The 21,004-nt window shown below is 71.1% G+C and carries 15 protein-coding genes; 9 read left to right on the plus strand and 6 right to left on the minus strand.

What is annotated here, in order from left to right; genetic code table 11:
• The first annotated feature begins 4 nt into the window (after window positions 1-4).
• The 6 genes from SALPAC4_RS0121665 to SALPAC4_RS0121690 all read left to right on the plus strand — a co-directional run bounded on the left by SALPAC4_RS0121665 (window position 5) and on the right by SALPAC4_RS0121690 (window position 9,832).
• Window positions 5-3,250, plus strand: coding sequence for a non-ribosomal peptide synthetase (locus SALPAC4_RS0121665; RefSeq protein ID WP_019872138.1), 3,246 nt, complete (start codon window positions 5-7; stop codon window positions 3,248-3,250).
• Window positions 3,251-3,253: 3 nt separating this feature from the next.
• Window positions 3,254-4,858 (plus strand): tyrosine 2,3-aminomutase, encoded by a 1,605-nt coding sequence (gene cmdF, locus SALPAC4_RS0121670; RefSeq protein WP_019872139.1) that lies wholly within the window; start codon window positions 3,254-3,256, stop codon window positions 4,856-4,858.
• Between the two features lie 57 nt (window positions 4,859-4,915).
• The gene (locus SALPAC4_RS0121675) at window positions 4,916-5,668 is read left to right on the plus strand and encodes an SDR family NAD(P)-dependent oxidoreductase (RefSeq protein WP_019872140.1); all 753 of its coding nucleotides are present in this window, start codon (window positions 4,916-4,918) and stop codon (window positions 5,666-5,668) included.
• 95 nt (window positions 5,669-5,763) lie between these two features.
• Window positions 5,764-7,155, plus strand: coding sequence for an FAD-dependent oxidoreductase (locus SALPAC4_RS0121680; RefSeq protein WP_019872141.1), 1,392 nt, complete (start codon window positions 5,764-5,766; stop codon window positions 7,153-7,155).
• An 18-nt stretch (window positions 7,156-7,173) separates the two neighbouring features.
• Window positions 7,174-8,253, plus strand: coding sequence for a DUF2855 family protein (locus tag SALPAC4_RS0121685; RefSeq protein ID WP_019872142.1), 1,080 nt, complete (start codon window positions 7,174-7,176; stop codon window positions 8,251-8,253).
• A gap of 13 nt (window positions 8,254-8,266) precedes the next feature.
• Entirely contained in the window at window positions 8,267-9,832 is a 1,566-nt protein-coding gene (locus tag SALPAC4_RS0121690; protein ID WP_027644969.1) for a 4-hydroxyphenylacetate 3-hydroxylase family protein, read from the plus strand.
• Window positions 9,833-9,880: 48 nt separating this feature from the next.
• Here the strand turns inward: SALPAC4_RS0121690 and SALPAC4_RS0121695 are convergent, their stop codons facing one another.
• From SALPAC4_RS0121695 to SALPAC4_RS0121705, 3 genes are read right to left on the minus strand one after another with little or no spacing between them, the layout of a single operon-like run.
• Window positions 9,881-10,783, minus strand: coding sequence for a phytanoyl-CoA dioxygenase family protein (locus SALPAC4_RS0121695; protein ID WP_019872144.1), 903 nt, complete (start codon window positions 10,781-10,783; stop codon window positions 9,881-9,883).
• Between the two features lie 51 nt (window positions 10,784-10,834).
• The gene (locus SALPAC4_RS0121700) at window positions 10,835-12,202 is read right to left on the minus strand and encodes a condensation domain-containing protein (protein ID WP_027644970.1); all 1,368 of its coding nucleotides are present in this window, start codon (window positions 12,200-12,202) and stop codon (window positions 10,835-10,837) included.
• A 47-nt stretch (window positions 12,203-12,249) separates the two neighbouring features.
• Window positions 12,250-13,455, minus strand: coding sequence for an acyl-CoA dehydrogenase family protein (locus tag SALPAC4_RS0121705; RefSeq protein WP_019872146.1), 1,206 nt, complete (start codon window positions 13,453-13,455; stop codon window positions 12,250-12,252).
• Between the two features lie 222 nt (window positions 13,456-13,677).
• On the opposite strand from SALPAC4_RS0121705, the gene SALPAC4_RS0121710 reads away from it, so the two are divergent.
• The 3 genes from SALPAC4_RS0121710 to SALPAC4_RS0121720 are packed head-to-tail and all read left to right on the plus strand — an operon-like array spanning window position 13,678 to window position 17,628.
• Window positions 13,678-14,886, plus strand: coding sequence for an acyltransferase family protein (locus SALPAC4_RS0121710; RefSeq protein WP_223874818.1), 1,209 nt, complete (start codon window positions 13,678-13,680; stop codon window positions 14,884-14,886).
• The gene (locus SALPAC4_RS0121715) at window positions 14,883-16,244 is read left to right on the plus strand and encodes an FAD-binding oxidoreductase (RefSeq protein ID WP_019872148.1); all 1,362 of its coding nucleotides are present in this window, start codon (window positions 14,883-14,885) and stop codon (window positions 16,242-16,244) included. Before SALPAC4_RS0121710 ends, SALPAC4_RS0121715 begins: the two co-directional genes overlap by 4 nt.
• A 10-nt stretch (window positions 16,245-16,254) precedes the next feature.
• The gene (locus tag SALPAC4_RS0121720) at window positions 16,255-17,628 is read left to right on the plus strand and encodes an FAD-binding oxidoreductase (RefSeq protein WP_019872149.1); all 1,374 of its coding nucleotides are present in this window, start codon (window positions 16,255-16,257) and stop codon (window positions 17,626-17,628) included.
• 151 nt (window positions 17,629-17,779) lie between these two features.
• Here SALPAC4_RS0121720 and SALPAC4_RS0121725 read toward each other — a convergent pair whose 3' ends face one another.
• From SALPAC4_RS0121725 to SALPAC4_RS0121735, 3 genes are all read right to left on the minus strand, one after another.
• Window positions 17,780-19,363, minus strand: coding sequence for an MFS transporter (locus SALPAC4_RS0121725; RefSeq protein ID WP_019872150.1), 1,584 nt, complete (start codon window positions 19,361-19,363; stop codon window positions 17,780-17,782).
• A 201-nt stretch (window positions 19,364-19,564) separates the two neighbouring features.
• Window positions 19,565-19,909 carry a YciI family protein gene (locus SALPAC4_RS0121730; protein WP_019872151.1) on the minus strand — a complete coding sequence of 115 codons (345 nt, stop codon included), beginning with the start codon at window positions 19,907-19,909 and terminating at the stop codon, window positions 19,565-19,567.
• 97 nt (window positions 19,910-20,006) lie between these two features.
• Window positions 20,007-21,002: an NAD-dependent epimerase/dehydratase family protein gene (locus tag SALPAC4_RS0121735; RefSeq protein ID WP_019872152.1), complete on the minus strand. Its 996-nt coding sequence runs from the start codon at window positions 21,000-21,002 to the stop codon at window positions 20,007-20,009.
• Window positions 21,003-21,004: the final 2 nt, after the last annotated feature.

The raw sequence follows: 21,004 nt of genomic DNA on the forward strand, positions 1-21,004 counted from the left end.
GGGCATGACAGGGTCCTCCCGTACCCGCGGCGCCGGCTGGGCCGAGACGTCCGCCGCCCAGGATGGACTGTGGTTCCTGAACGCGTTGGACCCCAGCGCGCCCGGCCCCTGCGTGTGCCGGGCCTACCGGGTGACCGGCGATCTCGACCGCGGGGCGCTGCACGCCGCGTGGCAGGCGGTGGTGCACCGGCACGACGCCCTGCGGACCACGCTAACTGAGCGGGGCGGGGTACCGATGCAGCGGATCGTCGCCGTGCGGGACGCCCCGCCGTCGTTCGCCGACTCCGGCGCGGTGCCCGCCACCGACCGGGACGCGGCGGCGGCGTGGTGGATCGCGAGCCGGGCCGCCACGCCGATGCGGCCGGCCGACGGCCCGCTCGCCCGGCTCTCGGTGGCCCGGTTAGGTGCCCGGGAGCACGTTGTCGTCCTGCTGCTGCACCGGGCGATCGCCGACGAGGCCTCGATGTCGGTGGTGGTCGACGAGCTGTCCGCGGCCTACGCGGCCGAGTCGGCCGGTACCGGGGCGCGCAGCGCGGTGGCTGGCCGCGCGCCCGGGTTCGCGCGGTACGCCTGGTGGCAGCGCAAGCAGGCGTCCACACCGGAGTTCCGGCGGATGCTGCAGTGGTGGAGGTCGGCCCTCACGCCGCTTCCGCCTCCCCTGACGCTGCCGGTGGACCGCGCCCGTCCGGCCGAGCCCTCGTCGGCCGGCGGCATCGTGGAGTTCGACTGGGGCGGCGACCTGCGGCGCCGGCTCGACCGGCTGTGCGAGGCGGAACGGGCGACGCCGTTCACGGTGCTCCTCGCCGCCCTGCAGGCCCTGCTCTTCCGCTACGGCGGCGAGCAGCGCGTTGCGGTGGGCGCCGCGGTTCCGGTTCGCCCGCCGTTCGGTTCCGCCGGCCTCGTCGGCCCGCTGGAGAACCTCGTCGTCTGCTGCGCCGATCTGTCCGGGCGGCCCACCTTCCGGGAGCTGCTGCACCGGGTGGACCGGTCCGCCGGCGACGCGCTCGACCGCCGCGAGGTGCCGTTCCCGCATCTCGTCTCCACTCTAGACATCGGCCGGGACCTGCGCCGACTCCCACTGGCGGATGTGCTGTACGCGTTCCGGGGCACGCCCGGGGCCGAGCTGAAGCTCCCCGGCGCGGAGGTCCGGCCGGAGCGGATCCACGACGGCCGGGCCCGCACCGACCTCACGCTGACGGTGGACCGGATCTGGCCCTCGGTCGCGGGCTCGCTGGAGTACCGCCGCGCCCTCTTTGACGAGGCGTCGGCGCAGCGGATCCTCGAGCAGCTGCGCACCCTGCTGGCGGCCGCCCTCGTCGAGCCCGGCACCGCTGTAGACGCGCTGCCCCTGGATGGGCCCGGGCGGATCCGCGCGGCGGTGCGCGACGCCGATCGGATCGCCGACGCCCCGTCCGGTGTGCCGCCGGTCCACGAACTCGTCCACCGGCGGGCGCGGGAAACGCCCGCGGCGGTCGCGGTGGCGTGGGACGGCGACACCCTCACCTACCGCGACCTCCGGACCCGGGCCGCACAGGTCGGCGAGGCGCTGGGCGGGGTCGCGGGCGCGGCGGTCGCCGTCCGGATGCCGGCCGGTCCCCGCCGGTGCGCAGTGCTGCTGGCCGTGCTCGACGCCGGGGCGCACATGGTCTGCCTCGGCCCGGGTGACGCTGGGGAGCGGGGCCGGGCCATGCTCTCCGGCCTACGGCCCGCTTGCCTGGTGATCGACGGCGAGGAGCCGGGCGACGACCTGTGCGAGTGGTACCGCGCGGAACCTGGCGGCCGGGTGCTCGACGTCGCGACCCTCGGCCACCTTCCGGAGACCTCTCGGGCACCGGTGCCCGTCGCGCCGGACGACCGGGCGTACGTCGCCTACACATCCGGCTCGACCGGCAGGCCCAAGGGGATCGCCCAGTCCCACGCCGGCTTCGCACAGTTCGTCACCTGGCTGGCCGGGGAGTTCGGCATCGGACCCGGCTCCCGGGTGGCGCAGTGGGCCGCGGCCGGATACGACGCCGGCCTGGTGGAGACCTTCGCGGCGCTGGCCTCCGGCGCAACGCTGTGCCCGGTGCCGGAGCGGATCCGGGCGCATCCCGAGCGGATGGTGCGGTGGATCGAGGACGAGCGCGTCACCGTCTTCCAGACGGTGCCCAGCTTCGCCCGGGAGATCCTCGAGGTGATCGGCAGGCCGACGGCGGGAAAGAACGTTCCCGGCCGGCCCCTGACCGCGCTCCAGCACCTCCTGCTGGCCGGTGAGGCGCTGTCGGCCGACCTGGCCAACGGCCTGCGCGCCGCGCTGCCCTGGGTGCGGCTGGTCAACCTGTACGGCCCGACCGAGTCCATCCTGGCGACCCGGTACGAGGTAGCCGACACCGTGCACGGGGCGACCCCGATCGGCACGTCCATCCCGGGGCGGCAGGTCCTGCTGCTGGACGACCAGGACCAGCCCTGTCCCACCGGGGTGGACGGCACCATCGTCATCCGTGGACCCTTCGTCAGCCGCGGCTACCTGGGCGGCGCGGCCGCGGACGACAAGGCCTTCGCCCCCCTCCGCGGCCCGCGGGAGCTGGGGATCTCCGGTCACTGCTACCGGACCGGAGACCTCGGGCGCCGCCGGTGGGACGGCCTCCTGGAATTCCGGGGCCGCCGGGACTTCCAGATCAAGTTCCACGGCACCCGCCTGGAACTCACCGAGATCGAGGCGGCGCTGACCACTCACCCGTCGGTGGCCGAGTGCGCCGTCGTTCCGGTCACCCGGCCAGACGGACTGGTGGCGCGCCTGGTCGCGCACGTGGTGCCCCGGTCCGCACAGTCGAGTGCCGGCGACCCGGCGGCGTTACGGGCCGTGCTGCGCAGGCGGTTCGGCACTGCGATACCGCCCGTCTCGTTCCGCGAGGCGGCCGATCTGCCGCGCAACGCTGGCGGCAAGGTCGACCGGGGCCGGCTCACGACCGGGCGGTCCGCAGCCCCCTCGGCCCGGCCGCCGGAGACGGCGGCGGAGACGGCGATGGCCGCGATCTGGTCGGACCTGCTGGCCGGCGGGTGGCGCCCGCCGGTCCGCGCGGACGACACCTTCTTCCAGGCGGGCGGGCACTCCCTGCTGGTTCTCCGGCTGCTCGATCGAATACGCGAGCGGTTCGGCGTCGCACTTTCGCTCCGAGACTACTTCGACCATTCCTCGCTGGCCGACCTCGCGCGCATCGTCGCCGTGAGATCAGCCGACGCGGCCGCCCCCACGACCACGATTGGATGAGCCATGACGCTAGCGGAGACCCGGGTCCGGGTGGACATCGACGGCGAAAGCCTCGACATCGCCGGTGTCCGACGGATTGCCGAGGACCGAGCGCCGTGCGAGGTGCTCCCGTCGGCCCTGGCCCGGGCCGGCATCAGCCGGAAGAATTTCGAGGACACCGTCCGGCAGGGCGTGCCTGTCTACGGGGTGACCACCGGTTACGGCGAGATGATCTACATGATGGTGGACCGGTCCAAAGAGGTCGAGCTGCAGACCAACCTGGTCCGTAGCCACAGCGCAGGGGTCGGCCCGCTGTTCGCCGAGGACGAGGCGCGAGCCATCCTGGTGGCCCGGCTGAACGCCCTGGCCAAGGGTCACTCCGCGGTCCGGCCGGAACTGCTGGCACGACTGGCGCTGTATCTGAACCTGGGCATCACACCGGCCATCCCGGAGATCGGCTCGCTCGGGGCCAGCGGTGACCTGGCCCCGTTGGCGCACCTCGCGAGCACAGTGATCGGTGAAGGGTACGTCCTGCGGCACGGCCGGCGGGTGCCGACCGGCGACGTCCTGCGCGAGCACGGAATCGAGCCGCTGGAGCTGCGGTTCAAGGAAGGGCTCTCGCTGATCAACGGCACGTCCGGGATGACCGGCCTGGGCTCCCTGGTCGTGGGCCGCGCCCTGCAGCAGGTGCGCCAGGCCGAGATCGTCACGGCCCTGGTGCTGGAGGTCTTGCGCGCCTCGACCAGCCCGTTCCAGGCCGAGGGACACGACATCGCCCGGCCGCACCGAGGCCAGATGGACACCGCCGCGAACATGCGCACGCTGCTGCGCGGCAGCCGCTCCTCGGTGGACCACGTCGAACTCCGGCGGCAGGCCCAGGAGCAGCAATCCGGCAACGGTGTGTCGCGTACCGAGGTCTACATGCAGAAGGCGTACTCGCTGCGCGCCATCCCGCAGGTCCTTGGCGCCGTGCGCGACACGCTCCACCACGCCTTCGGCACGCTCGAGACCGAGCTCAACTCGTCCAACGACAACCCGCTGTTCTTCGCGGGCAAGGAGGTGTTCCACGGCGCGAACTTCCACGGCCAGCCGGTCGCGTTCGCGATGGACTTCACCACCATCGCGCTCACCCAGCTCGGCGTGATCTCCGAGCGCCGGACCAACCGGCTGCTGAACCGGTATCTCAGCGACGGGCTCCCGGAGTTCCTCATTGCCAGCGATCCCGGGCTGCACAGCGGGTTCGAGGGCGCGCAGTACCCGGCGACAGCGCTGGTCGCGGAGAACCGGACCATCGGACCGGCCAGCACGCAGAGCGTCCCGTCCAACAGCGACAACCAGGATGTCGTGAGCATGGGGCTGATCTCCGCCCGCAACGCGCGCCGGGTGCTGACCAACAACCACCGCATCCTCGCCGTGGAGCTCCTGGCGGCGGCGCAGGCGGTGGACCTGCTGGCCAGGCGCGACCGGCTCAGCCCGGCCGGCCGGGCGACTTACGACGAGGTGCGGTCGCTGGTGCCCACGCTGGAGCAGGACCGGTTCATGGCCGACGACATCGAGCTGGTGGCCGGCGAGCTGGCCGAGGGTCGGTTCGTGGACGCCGTCGAGCGCGCGGGCATCGAGCTGCGCTGACCGAGATACGCACTGCGGAAGATGCTGGTGCGGTGACGTAGGAGACACGCTGAACTCATGGCCGAATTCGAGGGAAAAGTCGTACTGATCACCGGCGGCGGCAGCGGCATAGGGTTGGCGACCGCGCGGCTCCTGCTGGACTCCGGGGCCCGGGTGGTGCTGGCCGGCCGCGGCGAGGATCGGCTCAAGACTGCGACGGAGAACCTCGGCGCCGGCGACCGCGTCCTGGCCGTGCCCGCCGATGTGGCCCGCACCAGTGACCTGGAGCACCTGATGGAGCGCATCGGGGAGCGTTTCGACCACTTGGACGGCGTGTTCGCCAATGCCGGGGTCGCACCGTTCGCCCGCAGCGCGGAAGTCACCGAGGCGGACGTCGACCACATCGTCGGCGTCAACTTTAAGGGCGTGTTCTTCACCGTGCAGAAGTCGCTGCCGCTGCTCGCCGACGGCGGATCGGTCGTGCTGAACTCGTCCTGGCTGACGCACCGGGGTATGGCCTTCACCTCGGTGTACGCGGCGACCAAGGCGGCGGTCCGCAATCTCGCGCAGACCCTCGCGGCCGATCTGGCGGGGCGGGGCATCCGGGTCAACGCGGTGAGTCCCGGATACGTCGTGACCCCGATGTTCGACAGCATCGCCACCACCGAGGAGGCCCGGCAGGCGTGCCGGAGCCAGGTGGCGCTGGGACGTCTCGGGCAGCCCGCAGACATCGCCGACGGCGTGCTGTTCCTGCTGTCCCCGCGGGCGTCATACATCACCGGTCAGGAACTTCTCATCGACGGTGGACTCATCAAATCGATTCCTTTCTAGAACGTGCGGAGGGCCGGCGCGGGAGGCCGGCCGTCGGTCCGGCGGATATCAGTCAAGGGAGTGACCGAATGTCTCACGAGACTCCGACTCGTGCCGTGGTGCTCGGCGGGAGCCTCGCCGGCCTGTTCGCGGCCAGAGTGCTCGCCGACGCCTACGACGAGGTGGCGATCATCGACCGGGACACGCTGAGCGGCGTGACCGAGGCGCGCCGCGGCTGCCCCCAGGGCCGGCACATCAACGGCCTGCTGACCGGGGGTCAGCGGGCCATCGAGGAGCTGTATCCCGGCATCACCGAGGAGATGCTGGCCGACGGCGTGCCAAAGGGCGACCTGGGCGGCACCGTGCGGTGGTACATGCAGGGTCGGCAGCTGGAACAGCAGCACGCCGACATGCTCTGCATCGGCCCCAGCCGGCCCAAGCTCGAACTGCACGTCCGCGAGCGTACGCAGGCGCTGAGCAACGTGACCTTCATCGAGCGCACCGACATCCTCGGCCTGGAGACCACCGCCGACCGCAGCCGGGTCACCGGGGTGCGGGTCCAGCACCTCGCCGACGGCGGGGCGGAGGTGGTGGCCGCCGACGTCGTGGTCGACGCGACCGGCCGGGGCTCGCGTACCCCGGTCTGGCTGGCCGAACTCGACTACCCGCAGGTCCCGGAGGAGCGGAAGAGGGTCGGGCTGGGATACGTGACCCAGTACTACCGGCTCAACTCCGATCCCTACCACGGCGACCTTTCCATCAACGTGGTCGCGCACCCCAACCTGCCCCGGGGCTGCATCTTCGCGAGGACCGACGGTGGCCGCGTCGAGATGACCACGTACTCGATCCTCGGCGAGCATCCGCCGACCGACCAGGAGGGCCTGTACGCCTGGATCGACTCGCTGGGTGTCCCCGAGTACTCCGACGCGTTGCGGGACGCCGTCCCGCTCACCGAGCCGGTGGCTTTCCGGTTCCCCACCACGATGCGCCGCCGCTACGAGGATATGCCCCGGTTCCCCGACGGGCTGCTGGTCACCGGCGACGCGGTGTCGTGCTTCAACCCGGTCTACGCGGGCGGGATGACGATGGCCGCGAAGGCCGCGCTCGTGCTGCGTGGCCACCTGCACACCGGGGCCGCCCCGCAGCCGCTGGACTACTTCAAGGATCTGGCGCGCGACGTCCTCGACCCGCACTGGGAGATGACCAACGTCATCGACCTGAGCTTCCCGGGCGTCGAGGGCAAGCGGACGCTGTCGGTCCGGATGGCCCAGGCGTTCCTCAAGCGGGTGCAGATCGCCGCGACCCGGGACGGCAGGGTCACCGCCGCCTACGTACGGGCCGCCGGACAGGTCGAGCGCCCGGAGTCGCTGCAGCGCCCCGCAATGCTGCTGCGCATCCTGCTGCAGTCGCTGCGCGGGCCGAAGAGCAGACCGCCGCACGTAGTGACCCGCCCGGTCCGGACGGCCACCGGGCAGAACGTCGAGCCGAGCGCCGCCACGGCGGCCTGACCGGGACGAGGAGACGACATGGGCGCCCGCGACGAGTGGGATGTGCTGTACAAGCGTGACGATCTGACGGTGAGCGAGGTCCGGAAGGTCTCCGGGAATCCCCTGCTGCCGGGCGAGGTCAGGCTCGCGGTGGAGAGGTTCGGCCTCACCGTCAACAACGCCACCTACGCCCGGTTCGGCGACGACTCGGTGATCGCCTTCTGGCGGGTCTTCCCCGGCCCGCCGGGATACGGGCGGGTGCCGGTCTGGGGCTTCGCCCGGGTCGAGGAGTCCCGGCATCCCGGCATCGCCGTGGGCGGCCGATACTTTGGCTACCTGCCGATATCCACGCATCACGTGGTGGCGGCCGAACCCGGAGACCGCGGGTTCGTCGACATCACGGCGCAGCGTGACTTCCTGCACCCCTGGTACCGGACCTACGAACTGGTCGGGGAGCCCGGGCCGTTGGACGACCGCTGGGCCCTGCTGCACCCGGTCTACCCCGCGGCGTTCAACCTGGCCGACCTCCTCGAGCGCCAGGCCGTGCTCGGCACCCAGTCGGTCGTGATCACCAGCGCGTCGAGCAAGGTGGCCCTCGCGCTGGTCGAGGAGCTGGCCGCACGGCAGGTCCCGATCCGGGCCGTCGGTCTCACCGCCGACCGCCACACCGCGTTCGTAAGCAGCCTGGAGTTGTACGACACCGTCGTCCCATACGCGTCGCTCCCGTCGCTCAAGGTCGCCGGACCGGCCGTGTTCGTCGACCTGACCGGCGACCCATCCCGGCGGGCCGCAGTCTGCGAGCGCTTCCGCGGCGAGCTGTGCCGGACCGTGCTCGTCGGCTTCACCCACCCCACGGCGACCGTCCTTCCACCGCCAGGGCTGGCCGGTCCCGAGCCCGAGGTGTTCTTCACGCCGGCGGTCGAGGCGGAGACCATCGCCGCCAAGGGTGCGGACAGCTATCACCTCCGGTACGCGGCGTCGGAGAGCCGCTTCGTCCGGTACACGCGATCGTGGCTCGACATCCGCGGCGGCCGGGGCCCCGAGGCGATCGTCGACTCCTTCCGCACGCTGATCGCCGGGGAGCAACCACCCGGCGTGAGTAGCGTGCTGCGGCCCTGAGAGGAGGGACCCGATGGCGGAAACACAGCCGCCCGAGAGGCGCCGGACCCGGCCGATGACCGGTGCCGAATACATCGAGAGCCTGCGCGACGACCGGGAGATCTACCTCTACGGCGACCGGGTAAAGGACGTGACCAGCCATCCGGCGTTCCACAATCCCGTGCGGATGACGGCGCGGCTGTACGACGCGCTGCACGATCCGGACAAGCGCACCGTGCTCACCTCGCCCACCGACACCGGGAGCGACGGCTGGACCCACAAGTACTTCACCACGCCCCGCTCGGCCGAGGACCTGGTCGAGCACCAGCGGGCGATCGCCGCCTGGGCCCGAATGAGCTACGGCTGGATGGGACGCAGCCCCGACTACAAGGCGTCCTTCCTCGGCACGCTCGGCGCGAACGCCGACTTCTACGAGCCGTTCCAGGACAACGCACGGCGCTGGTACCGGGAGTCGCAGGAAAAGGTGCTGTACTGGAACCACGCGATCGTGCACCCGCCGGTCGACCGCAACCGCCCGCCGGATGAGGTCGGCGACGTCTTCGTGCACGTGGAGAAGGAAACCGACGCCGGCCTGGTGGTGAGCGGGGCCAAGGTGGTCGCCACCGGCTCCGCGCTCACCCACTACAACTTCATCGCGCACTACGGGGTGCCCATCAAGGACAAGAGGTTCGCGCTGGTGGCGACCGTGCCGATGGGCGCGCCGGGGCTGAAGCTGATCTGTCGGCCTTCCTACACCGCCACGGCGGCGATGATGGGCAGCCCCTTCGACTACCCGCTCTCGTCGCGGATGGACGAGAACGATACCGTCTTCGTGCTGGACAAGGTGTTCATCCCGTGGGAGAACGTCTTCATCTACGGCCATCTGGGCAAGGTCCAGCTGTTCACCGGCCGCTCCGGCTTTCCCGAACGCTTCACCTTTCACGGCTGCACCCGGCTGGCGGTGAAACTTGAGTTCATCGCCGGTCTGCTCGCCAAGGCGGTGGAGGTGACCGGGACCGGGGATTTCCGCGGCGTGCGGAGCCGTATCGGGGAGGTTCTGGCCTGGCGCAACCTGTTCTGGGCCCTCTCCGACGCCGCGGCCCGCAACCCGGTGCCCTGGCACAACGGCGCGGTGCTGCCCAATCCGCGCGACGGGCTGGCGTATCGGTGGTTCATGCAGATCGGCTACCCCCGGGTCAGGGAGATCGTCCAGCAGGACATCGCGAGCGGCCTGATCTATGTCAACTCCAGCGCCGAGGACTTCCGCAACCCGGAGATCCGGCCCTACCTGGACCGGTTTCTGCGCGGTTCCGACGGCGCCGGTGCGGTCGAGCGCATCAAGCTCATGAAGCTGCTGTGGGACGCCGTCGGCACCGAGTTCGCCGGGCGGCACGAGCTCTATGAGCGCAACTACGCGGGCAGCCACGAGAACACCCGGATCGAACTGCTCTCCGCTCAGGAGGCGAGCGGTCAGATCGACGGCTACAAGGCGTTCGTGGACGAGTGCCTGGCCGAGTACGACCTGGACGGCTGGACGGTGCCCGACCTGTCCGCCTTCGAGCAGCTGCGCGAGGTCCGCGGCCGGTCGCTGAACGGCTGACTTGCACGCAACGGCTGACTGCACGCAACCGCCGCCGGTTGCGTGCAGTCAGGGTTTCCGTACGGCGCCGGCGAGGCCGGTGGTGTCGCCGGCCGTGCGCGGGCCGACCCCGCCGGGTCCGTCGCCCTCGAGAACGACGTAGGGGTCCTGCTGCTCGAACCAGCCGACGCCCGGCGGGCAGCGGTCGTAGCCCAGCAGGCGGCGGACCTCCTTGGGGTAGGCGAGCACCTGCTCCTTCGAAACGGCCAGGTACTGGTTCTCCTCCTGCCGGAGATTGCCCAGGTCCAGGGCGATCGTCATGCCGGTCCGCGGCTCGTGGGTGCTGTTGCGGCCTCCGCCGTGGTAGACGCCGCCGAGCCAGATGAGGCCCGAGCCGGGCATCATGACGGTCGGGATCGCCTCCTTGACGTCGGGGGCACGCTCATCGTCCCAGTGATGGCTGCCCGGAATGATCATGGTGCCGCCGTTCTCCGCGGTGAATGCGCTCATCGCCAGCATGAGCTGCACCCGGCTGGTGGGGCCGGGGTGGCGGCGCAGGTGTAGCGCGTCGTCGCGGTGCAGCGGCTGCCGGCCCTGCCCGTGGTGGATCTGGATCACCTGGGTGGTGCTGATCTGGATGTTAGGGGTGAGTTCCTGCCTCGACCGGCCGATCCAAATGGTCAGCGGCTTCTGCATGATCGCCCGCGCCGCGCCCAGGTAGAGCGGATGCGTGACCACGGGAGTCAGCCGCTTGGTGCGGTTGAACAGCGACGACACCCGCCGGGTCTGCCGGCCGTCGTACCAGTTGTCGCAATAGGCCTGGGCGTCCAGGGCCGGGCCGAGGTCGGCCCAGAGGCCGTCGAGCACGGACCGGTCGACGAAGTCCTCAATGACGACCGCCCCGTCGTGCTCCAGAGCCTTGACGACCTCGTCCAAAGCGGCTCCGGAGGTGAACTGGCGCAGGTGGGTCATGGCGTCCCTTCCTTCTTCAGCTGCCGTGGTGCGATCCGGTGAGCGGGCCCATCACGGCAGCGGGGCGTCCGGGGCGGACAGCAGCTCGCCGAGCAACGCGCGGAACTCCGCCACCAGGCTCTCGATGGTGTCCGCCACAAAAAGGTTGGTGTTGTACCAGAGACTGCCGGCCATCTCCCCGGACGGCTCGATGTCCAGGGTCCACAGCCCGCCGTCTGGGATCTCCGTGGTCACCGGCTGCGACAGGCGCCGGTGCAGCTCGGAGTACTCAAGTTCGCCGATGATCTCGCGCTCTAGGACGAGCGGGAAACGGAACACCTGGAAGGACAGCACAGCGGTACGGTCACCGGCGAAGGCGGCCCCCATCTCCGGTGCCTCCTGCAGGACCTGACCGAACGGTAGGGCGTGCGCGTATGCCTCGAAGCACGTCCCGCGGGCCCGCGCGATCACGTCGCGCAGGGTCCGGCAGCCGGCGATGTCCGTGCGTAGCGGGAGCTGGTCGATGCAGGGTCCGATGGTGCCCTGGAACCGCTCCTGGTCGCGGCCGGAGGTGAAGGTCGTTACCGTGAGGTCGGTAGCGCCGGTCGACCGCCGGAGGAACACCAGGTAGGCGGAGAGCATCACGATGAACGCGGAGCTCCGCGTCGACCGGGCGAGCGCGAGCACCGCGGCGGTCGTGTCCGCGCCGAGCACGAAACGGTACGCCGCGGTCGCCTTGGGAGCGCCGGCAGACCGCGCGATATCGGTCCGCGTGGGGACGAGCCGGGCGCCGCTCAGCTTCTCGCGCCAGTACGCCCGGGACCGGTCCGCCGCCGGTGATCCGTCACGTGCCCGGTCCCAGGCGACGTACTCCCGGTACTGGTGCACCTCGGGCGGGGTGAGTCGCTCGTGGCCTGCCCGGACGGCGTACAGCATTGCCAGGTCGCGGATCGCCACCTTCATAGACCACTCGTCAACCGCCGAGTGGTGCGCGATGAGCGCGAGCACTGCGTCGTCGTCGTCGAAACGGCCCAGCACCGCCCGGATCAGCGGCAGCTCGTCGGCGCCGTGGGCGGCGGTCTCCAGCTCGATGAGCAGTTCCTCCGCCCGGCGCTGCCGGTCGTGCGGGGCCACGCCCGGCAGGTCGCGGACCCGCAACGACGCGGACGACGGCGGGAAGACCCGCTGGTGCCTGTTCCCGGGGTCGCGGATCACCCTGGTGCGCAGCGCCTCGTGCCGGACCACCAGATCGTCGAGCGCCCGCTGCAGGACGTCCGCGTCGACCGTCCCGCGGACCCACCAGCCGCACACGATGGTGTACCGCGCACCGAAGGGCCCGTCCTCGCGGCCCTTGTCGAACAGGCAGAGGAACTCCTGACTGAACGAGAGCGGTATCTCCCCGGCCGGATCCGCCGGCCGGGTGCGCACATCCTCGCGCATCCTGCTTCCACCTGCCTCACCCATGCTGCTGCCTCCCCGGCATTCCGTCATCCGACGCCGAACCGTGCCTTGGTGTACTCGCGTTTCGCGATGGTGGAGAGGAAGACCGCGACCCCCGCGTGACTGTGCAACATGGACAGATCGCGCCACACGCGTTCGATGTGTTGTCCCCGGCGCACCGAGCTGGACCCGGCCGTCGGGAACAGCCTGCCCTCGACGGCCCGCCAGCACAGCTCGACCACCTCGCGGCAGATCAGAGCTATCCGCAGCTCGCGTTCCGGGGTGAAGGCCGCGGGGCCCTCGGCGCAGGCGTCGAGCCACTGCCGGACGACGTCACGGAACGCCGCCTCGCCGGTCGCGATCAGCGCGGCCGCCTCGCCGTACCAGAGCTGATGGTCCGGGTCCTCGATCCGGGGCACGCCCGCCGAGAACGGCGCGGTCCGGGCCGCCATCAGTTCCTCGTAGGCGTCGAGCGCCCCCTGCGCCATGCCCAGCGCGAGGACCGCGTCCTCCATGATCATGACGCTGAAGGGGCCGCCGCCGTACTCCGGGTTGCCGTGCAGGCGAAGCCCGGGCGTACCGCCGGTGACGGTGAGCCGGCTCAGGTGGCCGTTGAGGGTGAGCCGATCGGGGACGAAGCCGCCGGAGATCGCGATGCTGTGCGATCCGCTGCCCCGCAGGCCGAGCGACGTGCCCCAGTCGTCCAGCCGCTTCCATGTGCTGCGCGGGGCGACGAACAACAGGGGCTCCGGCGGACCTCCGTCCGGTGTGGGAGCCAGCGTGTGCCCCATGAAGTGCGTCGCGTACGGGGCTCCCGAGCAGTAGTTCCAGACGCCGTTCAGCATCCAGCCGCCGTCGGCGCGCTCGACGGTTCCGCTGGGCACGACGGTGGCCGGGCAGATGAAGTCGCCCCCGGTGAACACCTCGTCCTGCGCCCGCTGGGGGAACAGCGTGGCGACGGCGTGCGCGTGCGCGTGCCCCAGGCAGTACATCCACCCCGTTGACGGGCACGCCCGGGTCAGTGTCAGCACGACCCGCAGGAACGTGTCCATCCCGAGTTCCAGACCGCCGTAGCGACGGGGGACCAGGATCCGGTAGAAGCCCGCCTTCCGGAACGCCTCGTGTACGTCCTCGGCGTAGTGGGTGAGGTCCTCGGTCTCGGCCCGCCGCCCGGCCAGCACCGGAGCGAGGGCCTCCGCCTCGGCGACGACCCGCGCCGATGTGGCGCTGGCCGGGAAGGGCTCCTTCGACATGGCTGGTCCTCCGGTCACAGGTGGGTGCGGTCGGCTATCGCCAGCTTGCCGCGAGCCGCAGCCGGCGGCTTCCTGTGCCGTGCCTTTTCGGCGACCGGCCCCGGCAAACGACGACGCCCTGATCTGTCGAAAATTGGAGTCGGCATTCTGAGAGATGCCCCGGATCGGGCACGCGACCGAGGATCAAGAACGCAACCGTCCCCGCCGGCAGGAGGATGAGTTTTGAGCGGGAAGCGGAACGACCGCGGCGCTGCGGCGCCGAACGCCCGTGGCCCTTCTCAGCTGCCGTCCGCGACGGGTGCGCTGATCCTCGTGGTGACGACGATGTTCCTCGCCCGCGTCATGTTCACCCCGATCTTCGAGTCCCCGCTGTTCCAGATGATCCCCGACATGGGAGCCGTGGCGGTCGTCTTCTGGCAGGGAGCCTCCGCGGCCACCAGCTATCTGTTTCTGTTCAGTGGGGTCGCCCTGGCCTGGTCGGTGCGGCCGGGCGAGCGGTTGCGCCGATTCTGGCGGCGCCGGTTTCTCGAGCTGTACCCGGCTCACCTGATCACGCTCGTGGCGGCGATCGTCCTGTTCTCCTTCGTGCCGATGTTCCCGGTCGATCCCGGGGTGGCGGTGCTCAACGGCACTCTCCTGCACGCGTGGTTCCCGCAGCTGGAGATCTGGACGAGCTTCAACTCCTCGTCGTGGGTGGTCTCGTGCGAGCTGCTGTTCGCTCTCTGCTTCCCGGTGCTGATGGCACTGATCGGTCGCATCCGGCCGGAGCGGCTGTGGGCCTGGACGGGCGGCGTGGTGGCCCTGATCTTCCTCATGCCACTCGTCGCGACCGCGCTCCCGGACCATCTCGCCGCGCCCTATCCGGGGCACGAGTTCCTCGGGGTCCCGGACTCGCAGTTCTGGTTCGTCACGAAGTTTCCTCCGGTGCGGATGCTCGAGTTCGTCCTGGGTATCTTCCTGGCGCGCATCGTTCGGACCGGTCGCCGGCTGCCGTTCGGGGTCCGTGGAGCGACGCTGCTGCTCGTCGTCTCCTACGCCGTGGCGCCGCTGTTCCCACTGACGTACCCGATGGTGGCGGTCATGGCCGTCCCGATGGGCTTGGTCATCGCCGCGCTCGCCGCCGCCGACGACGCCGGGCGCCGGAGCTGGCTGAACAGCCGCGTCATGGTATGGCTCGGCGGGCACTTCTGGGCGGTTTACCTCTGGAGTTTGCTGGTCCTGAACGCGGGCGTGGCCCTGCTGGTCGGCGGCTTCGACTGGCTTACCGGGATCGCCGTCGTCGTCCTGCTCCTCGGCATTACCCTGCTTCTGGCGTGGCTGCAGGACGTCCTGGTGCAACGGCCGATCATGCGAAGACTCGCCGAGCCGGAAGGGCGGCGAGAGGCGGGGTCCGGCCTGGTGCGGGCCGAGGCGGACGGACCGCGGGCATGACCGCGCCGGCCGACGGCTTCGCCTTCCCCGGGAGCCCTGCCTACGACGAGGCGACGCAGGTCTTCAACCTGGCCGCTCCGCTCGCACCGGCGGCGGCGGCGACAGTCTGCACCGTCGACCAGATCCGGGGTGTGCTCCGCCGTGCCGAGCGCGAGGACCTGCGGGTCGCGGTGCACACCACCGGGCACGCCTCGGCGACCGCGCCGCCCCTGGATCGGACCGTGCTGATCCGGACCCGGCTGGACGGCGGGGTCGAGCTGGACAGCGCCCGCCGCATCGCCCGCATCCCGGCGGGTACCTGCTGGGGTGCCGTCGTCCGGGCGACCGCGGGGTCCGGGCTGGCCGCGCCGCACGGCTCGGCCGCGACCGTCGGCGTCGTCGGCTATCTGCTGCGCGGCGGGCTCAGCTTCTACAGCCGGCAGGTCGGGCTCGCCGTCAACAAGGTCCGCGCCATCGAGCTGGTCACCGCCGACGGCTCGGTGGTGCGGACGGACGCCGGCCACGACCCGGAGCTGTTCTGGGCGCTGCGCGGCGGTGGGGGCGGCTTCGGCGTCGTCACCGCGGTGGAGATCGAGCTGTTCCCCGCGACCCGGGTCGTCACCGGCGCGACTTTCTGGCCGGCGGAGCACGCGCCGCGGCTCCTGTCGATTTGGCAGCGGTGGACGCTGGACGCGCCCCGGGACGTCACGACGTCGGTACGCATCCTGAACCTCCCCGACCTGCCCGAGGTGCCGCTGGCCCTGCGCGGGCATCCGGTGCTGTGCATCGACGGCGTCGTCCTCTGCCCGGCCGAGGAGGACCTGCCGACCGCGCGTGACCACGCCGAGGAACTGCTCGGCCCGCTGCGGGCGGCAGCCGTACCGATGCTCGACACCTGGCAGGTCGCCGATCCCGCGGCCGTCCTCGACATCCATCTGGACCCGGCCTCTCCGGTGCCCATCGCCGGCGACCACATGCTGCTCGACGAGATCGGCGACGAGGGCGTCGCGGAGTTCCTCCGGACGACCGGTGAGTCCGGCTCGCCGCTGATCCTGGCCGGGTTGCGCCAGCTCGGCGGTGCCTGCTCGACCGCGCCGTCGGACGCGGGCGCGCTGGGTCACCTGGCGGGCCGGTACGTCTACTCGGCCGCGGGCGCACCGGCGGACGAGGCGCACGAGGCGGCGATCGCCGACCGGTGCGCGGCCATCCGCGCCGCCCTGAGCCCGTGGGACACCGGACGGACCGCACCGACCTTCGTGGAGAACCGCCGGCAGCCGCAGCGGCATCTCGCCCCCGATCAGACGCGGGCCGTCCACCGGGTCCGCGCACGAGTCGACCCGGACGGCCGGTTCCGCAACGACGTCCTTCCCCACTGTTAGGAAGCCAGCCATGCTCTCGCCCGACAAGATCAAAGAACTGCGTCCGCAGCTGGACGCCCTGATCATCATGCCCGGCGAGGTGAGCTACGACGAGGCCCGTGCGGTGTATCCCGCTGGGGTGGACCACCGCCCGGCCGTCGTCATCCGGCCGGACCGCGCCGCACAGGTCGCCGAGGTGGTCATGCTGGCCCGGGAGACCGGCTTGCCGCTGTCCGTGCGCGGCGGCGGCCACAGCAACGCCGGCCACGGCGTGAGCGACGGCGGGATCATGCTCGATCTGGCGCTCCTGCGCGGCCTCGACATCGATGTGGCGACCCGCACCGCGTGGGCCGGGACGGGCCTGTCGGCCGGTGAGTACACCGTTGCCGCCGAGGCCCACGGCCTGGCGACGGGGTTCGGCGACACCGGCACGGTCGGGATCGGCGGCCTCACGCTCGGCGGCGGGATTGGCTATCTCGTCCGCAAGCACGGGCTCACGATCGACAATCTCCTGGCAGCCGAGATCGTCACCGCGGACGGCCGGATCCGCCGGGTGGACGAGAGCAATCATCCCGACCTGTTCTGGGCGATCCGCGGCGGCGGCGGAAACTTCGGCGTCGCGACGCGGTTCCGGTTTCGCCTGCACCCGGTGCCCTCCATCGTCGGCGGCATGCTGATCCTGCCGGCCACGGACGAGGTGATCCGCTCCTTCGTCGCCGAGGCCGAGGCCGCCCCCGACGAGCTGTCGGCCATCGCCAACGTCATGCCCGCCCCGCCCATGCCTTTCCTGCCCGCGGAGCAGCACGGGCGGCTGGTCCTCATGGCGACCCTGTGCTACGCCGGCCCGCCGGAGACCGGTGAACGGATCCTCGCACCGTTCCGCGCGCTGGCCACGCCGCTGGCCGACATGGTGACCGCGATGCCGTACAGCGGCCTCTACCCGCCCGAGGACGACGACTTCCACCCCCTGGCGGCGTCGCACACGATGTTCGCCGACGCCGTCGGGCTGGCCAAGGCGGCAACGATCCTCGACTTCCTGCGCAGCTCCACCGCGATGATGCCGGCGGCGCAGCTGCGCGTGCTGGGCGGCGCGATGGCCCGCGTGCCCGCCGACGCCACCGCGTTCGTGCACCGCCGGAGCCGGATCATGATCAACCTGGCCGCGATCTACGAGGACGCCGTCGAAGCCGCGACGCACGAGGCGTGGATCCGGCGGTTCGCGGACGCGATCCGCGGTCGAGACCACGGCGCCTACGTCAACTTCCTCGGCGATGAGGGACCGGAGCGAGTCCGTGCCGCCTACCCCGGGCGTACCTGGAATCGTCTGCGGGAGATCAAGGCGAAGTACGACCCGGACAACCTCTTCCACCTCAACCAGAACATCCCGCCCGCCGCGGTCAGCTGACCACGGCCGTGCCCGCATCCGCGGCTCTGCAGCTTCCGGCTTTGCCGCAGCTCCCGCGCTCCAGGGCTTGCTGCGGTTCGCGGGACAAACCACAAGGGGCCTCCGGCGTCCTCCCGACGCCGGAGGCCCCTTTCCGGGAGCCGAGCATGGATCAGTGCGGCGCGGTCGCCTCCGCAGCCTCCGTCTTGTCCGCGACCGGGGCCTCGGTGTCCTGGATCGGCGGCACGTGACGCAGCCACACCAGCGTGAGCACCGTGATCGCGGTAAACAGGACGGCGCCCAGCAGGCCCACCACGTTGAGCGCGGCGGTGAACGCCTCACGGGCGGAGGTGAGCAGGTCGTCGGCAAGGGAGCCGCCGAGGTTCCCGGCCGCCTCCGCGGCGGTGGCGATGTTCTCCCGGGCGGCGGCGGCCGCGTCGGCGGGCAGGTTGGCCGGCAGCGTGAGTCGGTTCTGGTAGACGGCGGTGGCGATGCTGCCCAGGACGGCGATGCCGACCGCCAGGCCGAAATGACCGTTAGCCTCGGACAGCGCCGACGCCGAGCCGGTCCGCTCCGGCGGCACCGAGCCGAGCACCATGTTGTAGCCCAGCACGACCAGCGGGGCGAGACCGATGTTGATCAGGACCAGCGCGGTCACGGTCATGGCCAGGCCGCCGGCGCTGGGCACCTGGGACAGCACGACGCAACCCACGGCGGTCACCAAGAGTCCGCCCGCCATGACGTAAGCGGGCCGGCACATCTGGCCCAACTTCGGTGTCACCGATAGGGCGACGAGCGTGGCGACGACACCGGGCACCAGCCACAGGCCCGCCGCCCGGGGCGAGAGCCCCTCGACCAGCTGCAACTGGATGTTGATCAGCAGCAGGCTGCCGCTCATCATGACCCCGACGAGCAGGGCCAGCACCACGACGCTGCGGTAGACGCGGATCCGGAACAGGCCCAGGTCGAACAGCGGGTCGTCGAGCCGGCGCTGCCGGCGGACGAACAGGACACCAAAGACCACGCCGGTGAGTATGGTCGCGACGGCTGTCACCGACCAGCCGTCGCCGACGAACTCCTTGAGGCCGTAGATGATCGGGATGATGGTCAGCAGCGAGAGCCCGACGCTGAGCAGGTCGATCCGACCGGCGTCGGGGTTGCGGTACTCGGGCAGCAAGGACGGCCCGGCCACCAGCAGCAGCACCATGACCGGGACCGCCAGCAGGAACACCGAACCCCACCAGAACCAGGACAGCATCAGCCCGCCGACGATCGGACCGAGCACGCCTCCGAACATGAAGCAGCCAGACCAGACCGCGACGGCGGTGCCGCGCTCCTTCTCGTTCTTGAACATGTTGGAGATCAGAGCCATCGTCGACGGCGCCAGGGTCGCTCCGGAGATGCCCAGCAGCGCCCGGGCGGCGATGAGCATCTCCGCGCTGGTGGCGAAGGCCGCGATCAGCGAGGCCAGACCGAAGAGGGTACCGCCGATCATCAGCAGCTTGCGCCGGCCGATCCGGTCGCCGAGGGTGCCCATCGTGACCAGGAACCCGGCGAGCATGAACCCGTAGATGTCGGCGATCCAGAGCTGCTGGACGCTGCTCGGCTGCAGATCCTGCGTCAGGTGCGGGATGGCCAGGAACAGCACGCTCATGTCTACCGACAGCAACAGTGCCGGCAGGGCGAGAACGACCAGGCCGAACCATTGCCGGCGGCCCGCGCGGGCGGGCACCTCGTTCTCCGTACGGGTATCCATCGCAGATCCTTCCTCTGTCCTTGATGCGGCCTCGTCTATCCGTCCGACGAACGACTGGAAGCGCGATCGACAACCTCGGACGTGCGATTTCACTGTCTCATCAGGGGTTCGGTGGGCCGGGGACACCGCGGCGGGGACGCGTGCCGACCCAACCGCGCCGGCACGCGTCCCCACAGGTGCGGCCGGCTCCGGCCGCCGGTCTCAGTCCTCCGGCGGGACGAACAGCGGCCGAATCTCGACACCGCCGCCGTGCTGGGTGGCCGGGTTGAGCTTGCCGACCTTCAGCGCCACGTCCAGGTTGGGCGCCTCGATGACGAAGAACCCGGAGAGCACCTCCTTGCCGCCGTGGAACGTGCTGTCGGAGACCACGTCACCGCGGACCGAGGTGGCCGTGGTGCTGGGTTGGAACGCGAACCCGGTGACCGGCGTGGCGCCCAGCTCCGCAACCTGGTCGGGGTACGTCTCCAGCGCCTTCTCGTACTCGGCCGGCAGGTCCATCGGGTCGGCCGGCGCCGGCGCGTAGACGAAGATCCCGTACTGGGCCATGAGGCTCCTCCTCGGAGTCGATGTTTTGCCCTACGCCCGTTCCGACGCGCGGGCCGGACTGGATTCGACAGCCGGTCAGAAAAAAAATCCGCGGGGGTCAGCGGCCGCGCTCCGGCTGGACGCCGGTCTCGGGCAGGGCCAGCCACCAGGGGTTCCGCCGCGCCCACCCGATCGTGCGGGCGAGCCCGTCGCGTAGATCCGTGGTGGCCCGCCAGCCGAGTAGGCTGCCGATCTTGGTGGTGTCGGGCACCCGCCGGCGCAGATCCTGGTACCGGCTGCCGAGCCGATCCCGGGTGTCCACCGGCACGCCGATCCCAGCCCCGGTCAGTTCCGTGACGAGGGCGCTCAGCCGGGTCACCGTGGTCTCGGCAGAGCTGCCGACGTTGAAGCACTCGCCGACAGCCCGGTCGTCGGTACCGACCGTGATGGTGGCGTCGACCGCGTCCTGGACGTAGGTGAAGCAGCGCGTCTGGCCGCCGCCGTCGTAAACCACCGGAGGTTGGCCGTTCAGCGCCCGGTGCACGCTGCGGCTGACAACGAAGGCGGGCCGCTGCCGCGGACCGTACACGTTGAAGTAGCGCAGCACGGCGGCGCGGAGCCCTCGCTCGCGGGCGAAGGCGAAGGCGAGATGCTCGCCCAGCGCCTTGCTGGAGGAGTAGCTCCAGCGGTCCACGGCGGTGCTGCCCAGCACCCGGTCATCGTCCTCGCGCCACGGGACCGCCGGGTTCTTCCCGAACACCTCGCTGGTGCTCGCGACGACGACCTTCGCGCCCGCCTTCGCGGCGAGTTCCAGCACGTTCCGGGTGCCGAACAGGTTAATGTCGATGACGTCCAACGGACGGTCGAGATAGCGGTCCACCCCGACGACGGCGGCGAGGTGGTAGACCGTGTCGACGCCGTCGCGCACCACCTCGACCAGCCGTGCCGCGTCCCGGATGTCACCGGTGACATGGCGGACCGCGGGGGAGGGCGTGCGGTCGGGCGGCGGCGATCCGCTGTCGAACACGGTGACCTCGTCACCTCGCCGAACCAATTCTTCGACCAGGTGGCTGCCGAGGAATCCGCACCCGCCGGTCACCACGACCCGCGCCATGG

Origin of the sequence: Salinispora oceanensis (genome assembly GCF_000383575.1) — a bacterium.
Lineage (GTDB): Bacteria > Actinomycetota > Actinomycetes > Mycobacteriales > Micromonosporaceae > Micromonospora > Micromonospora oceanensis.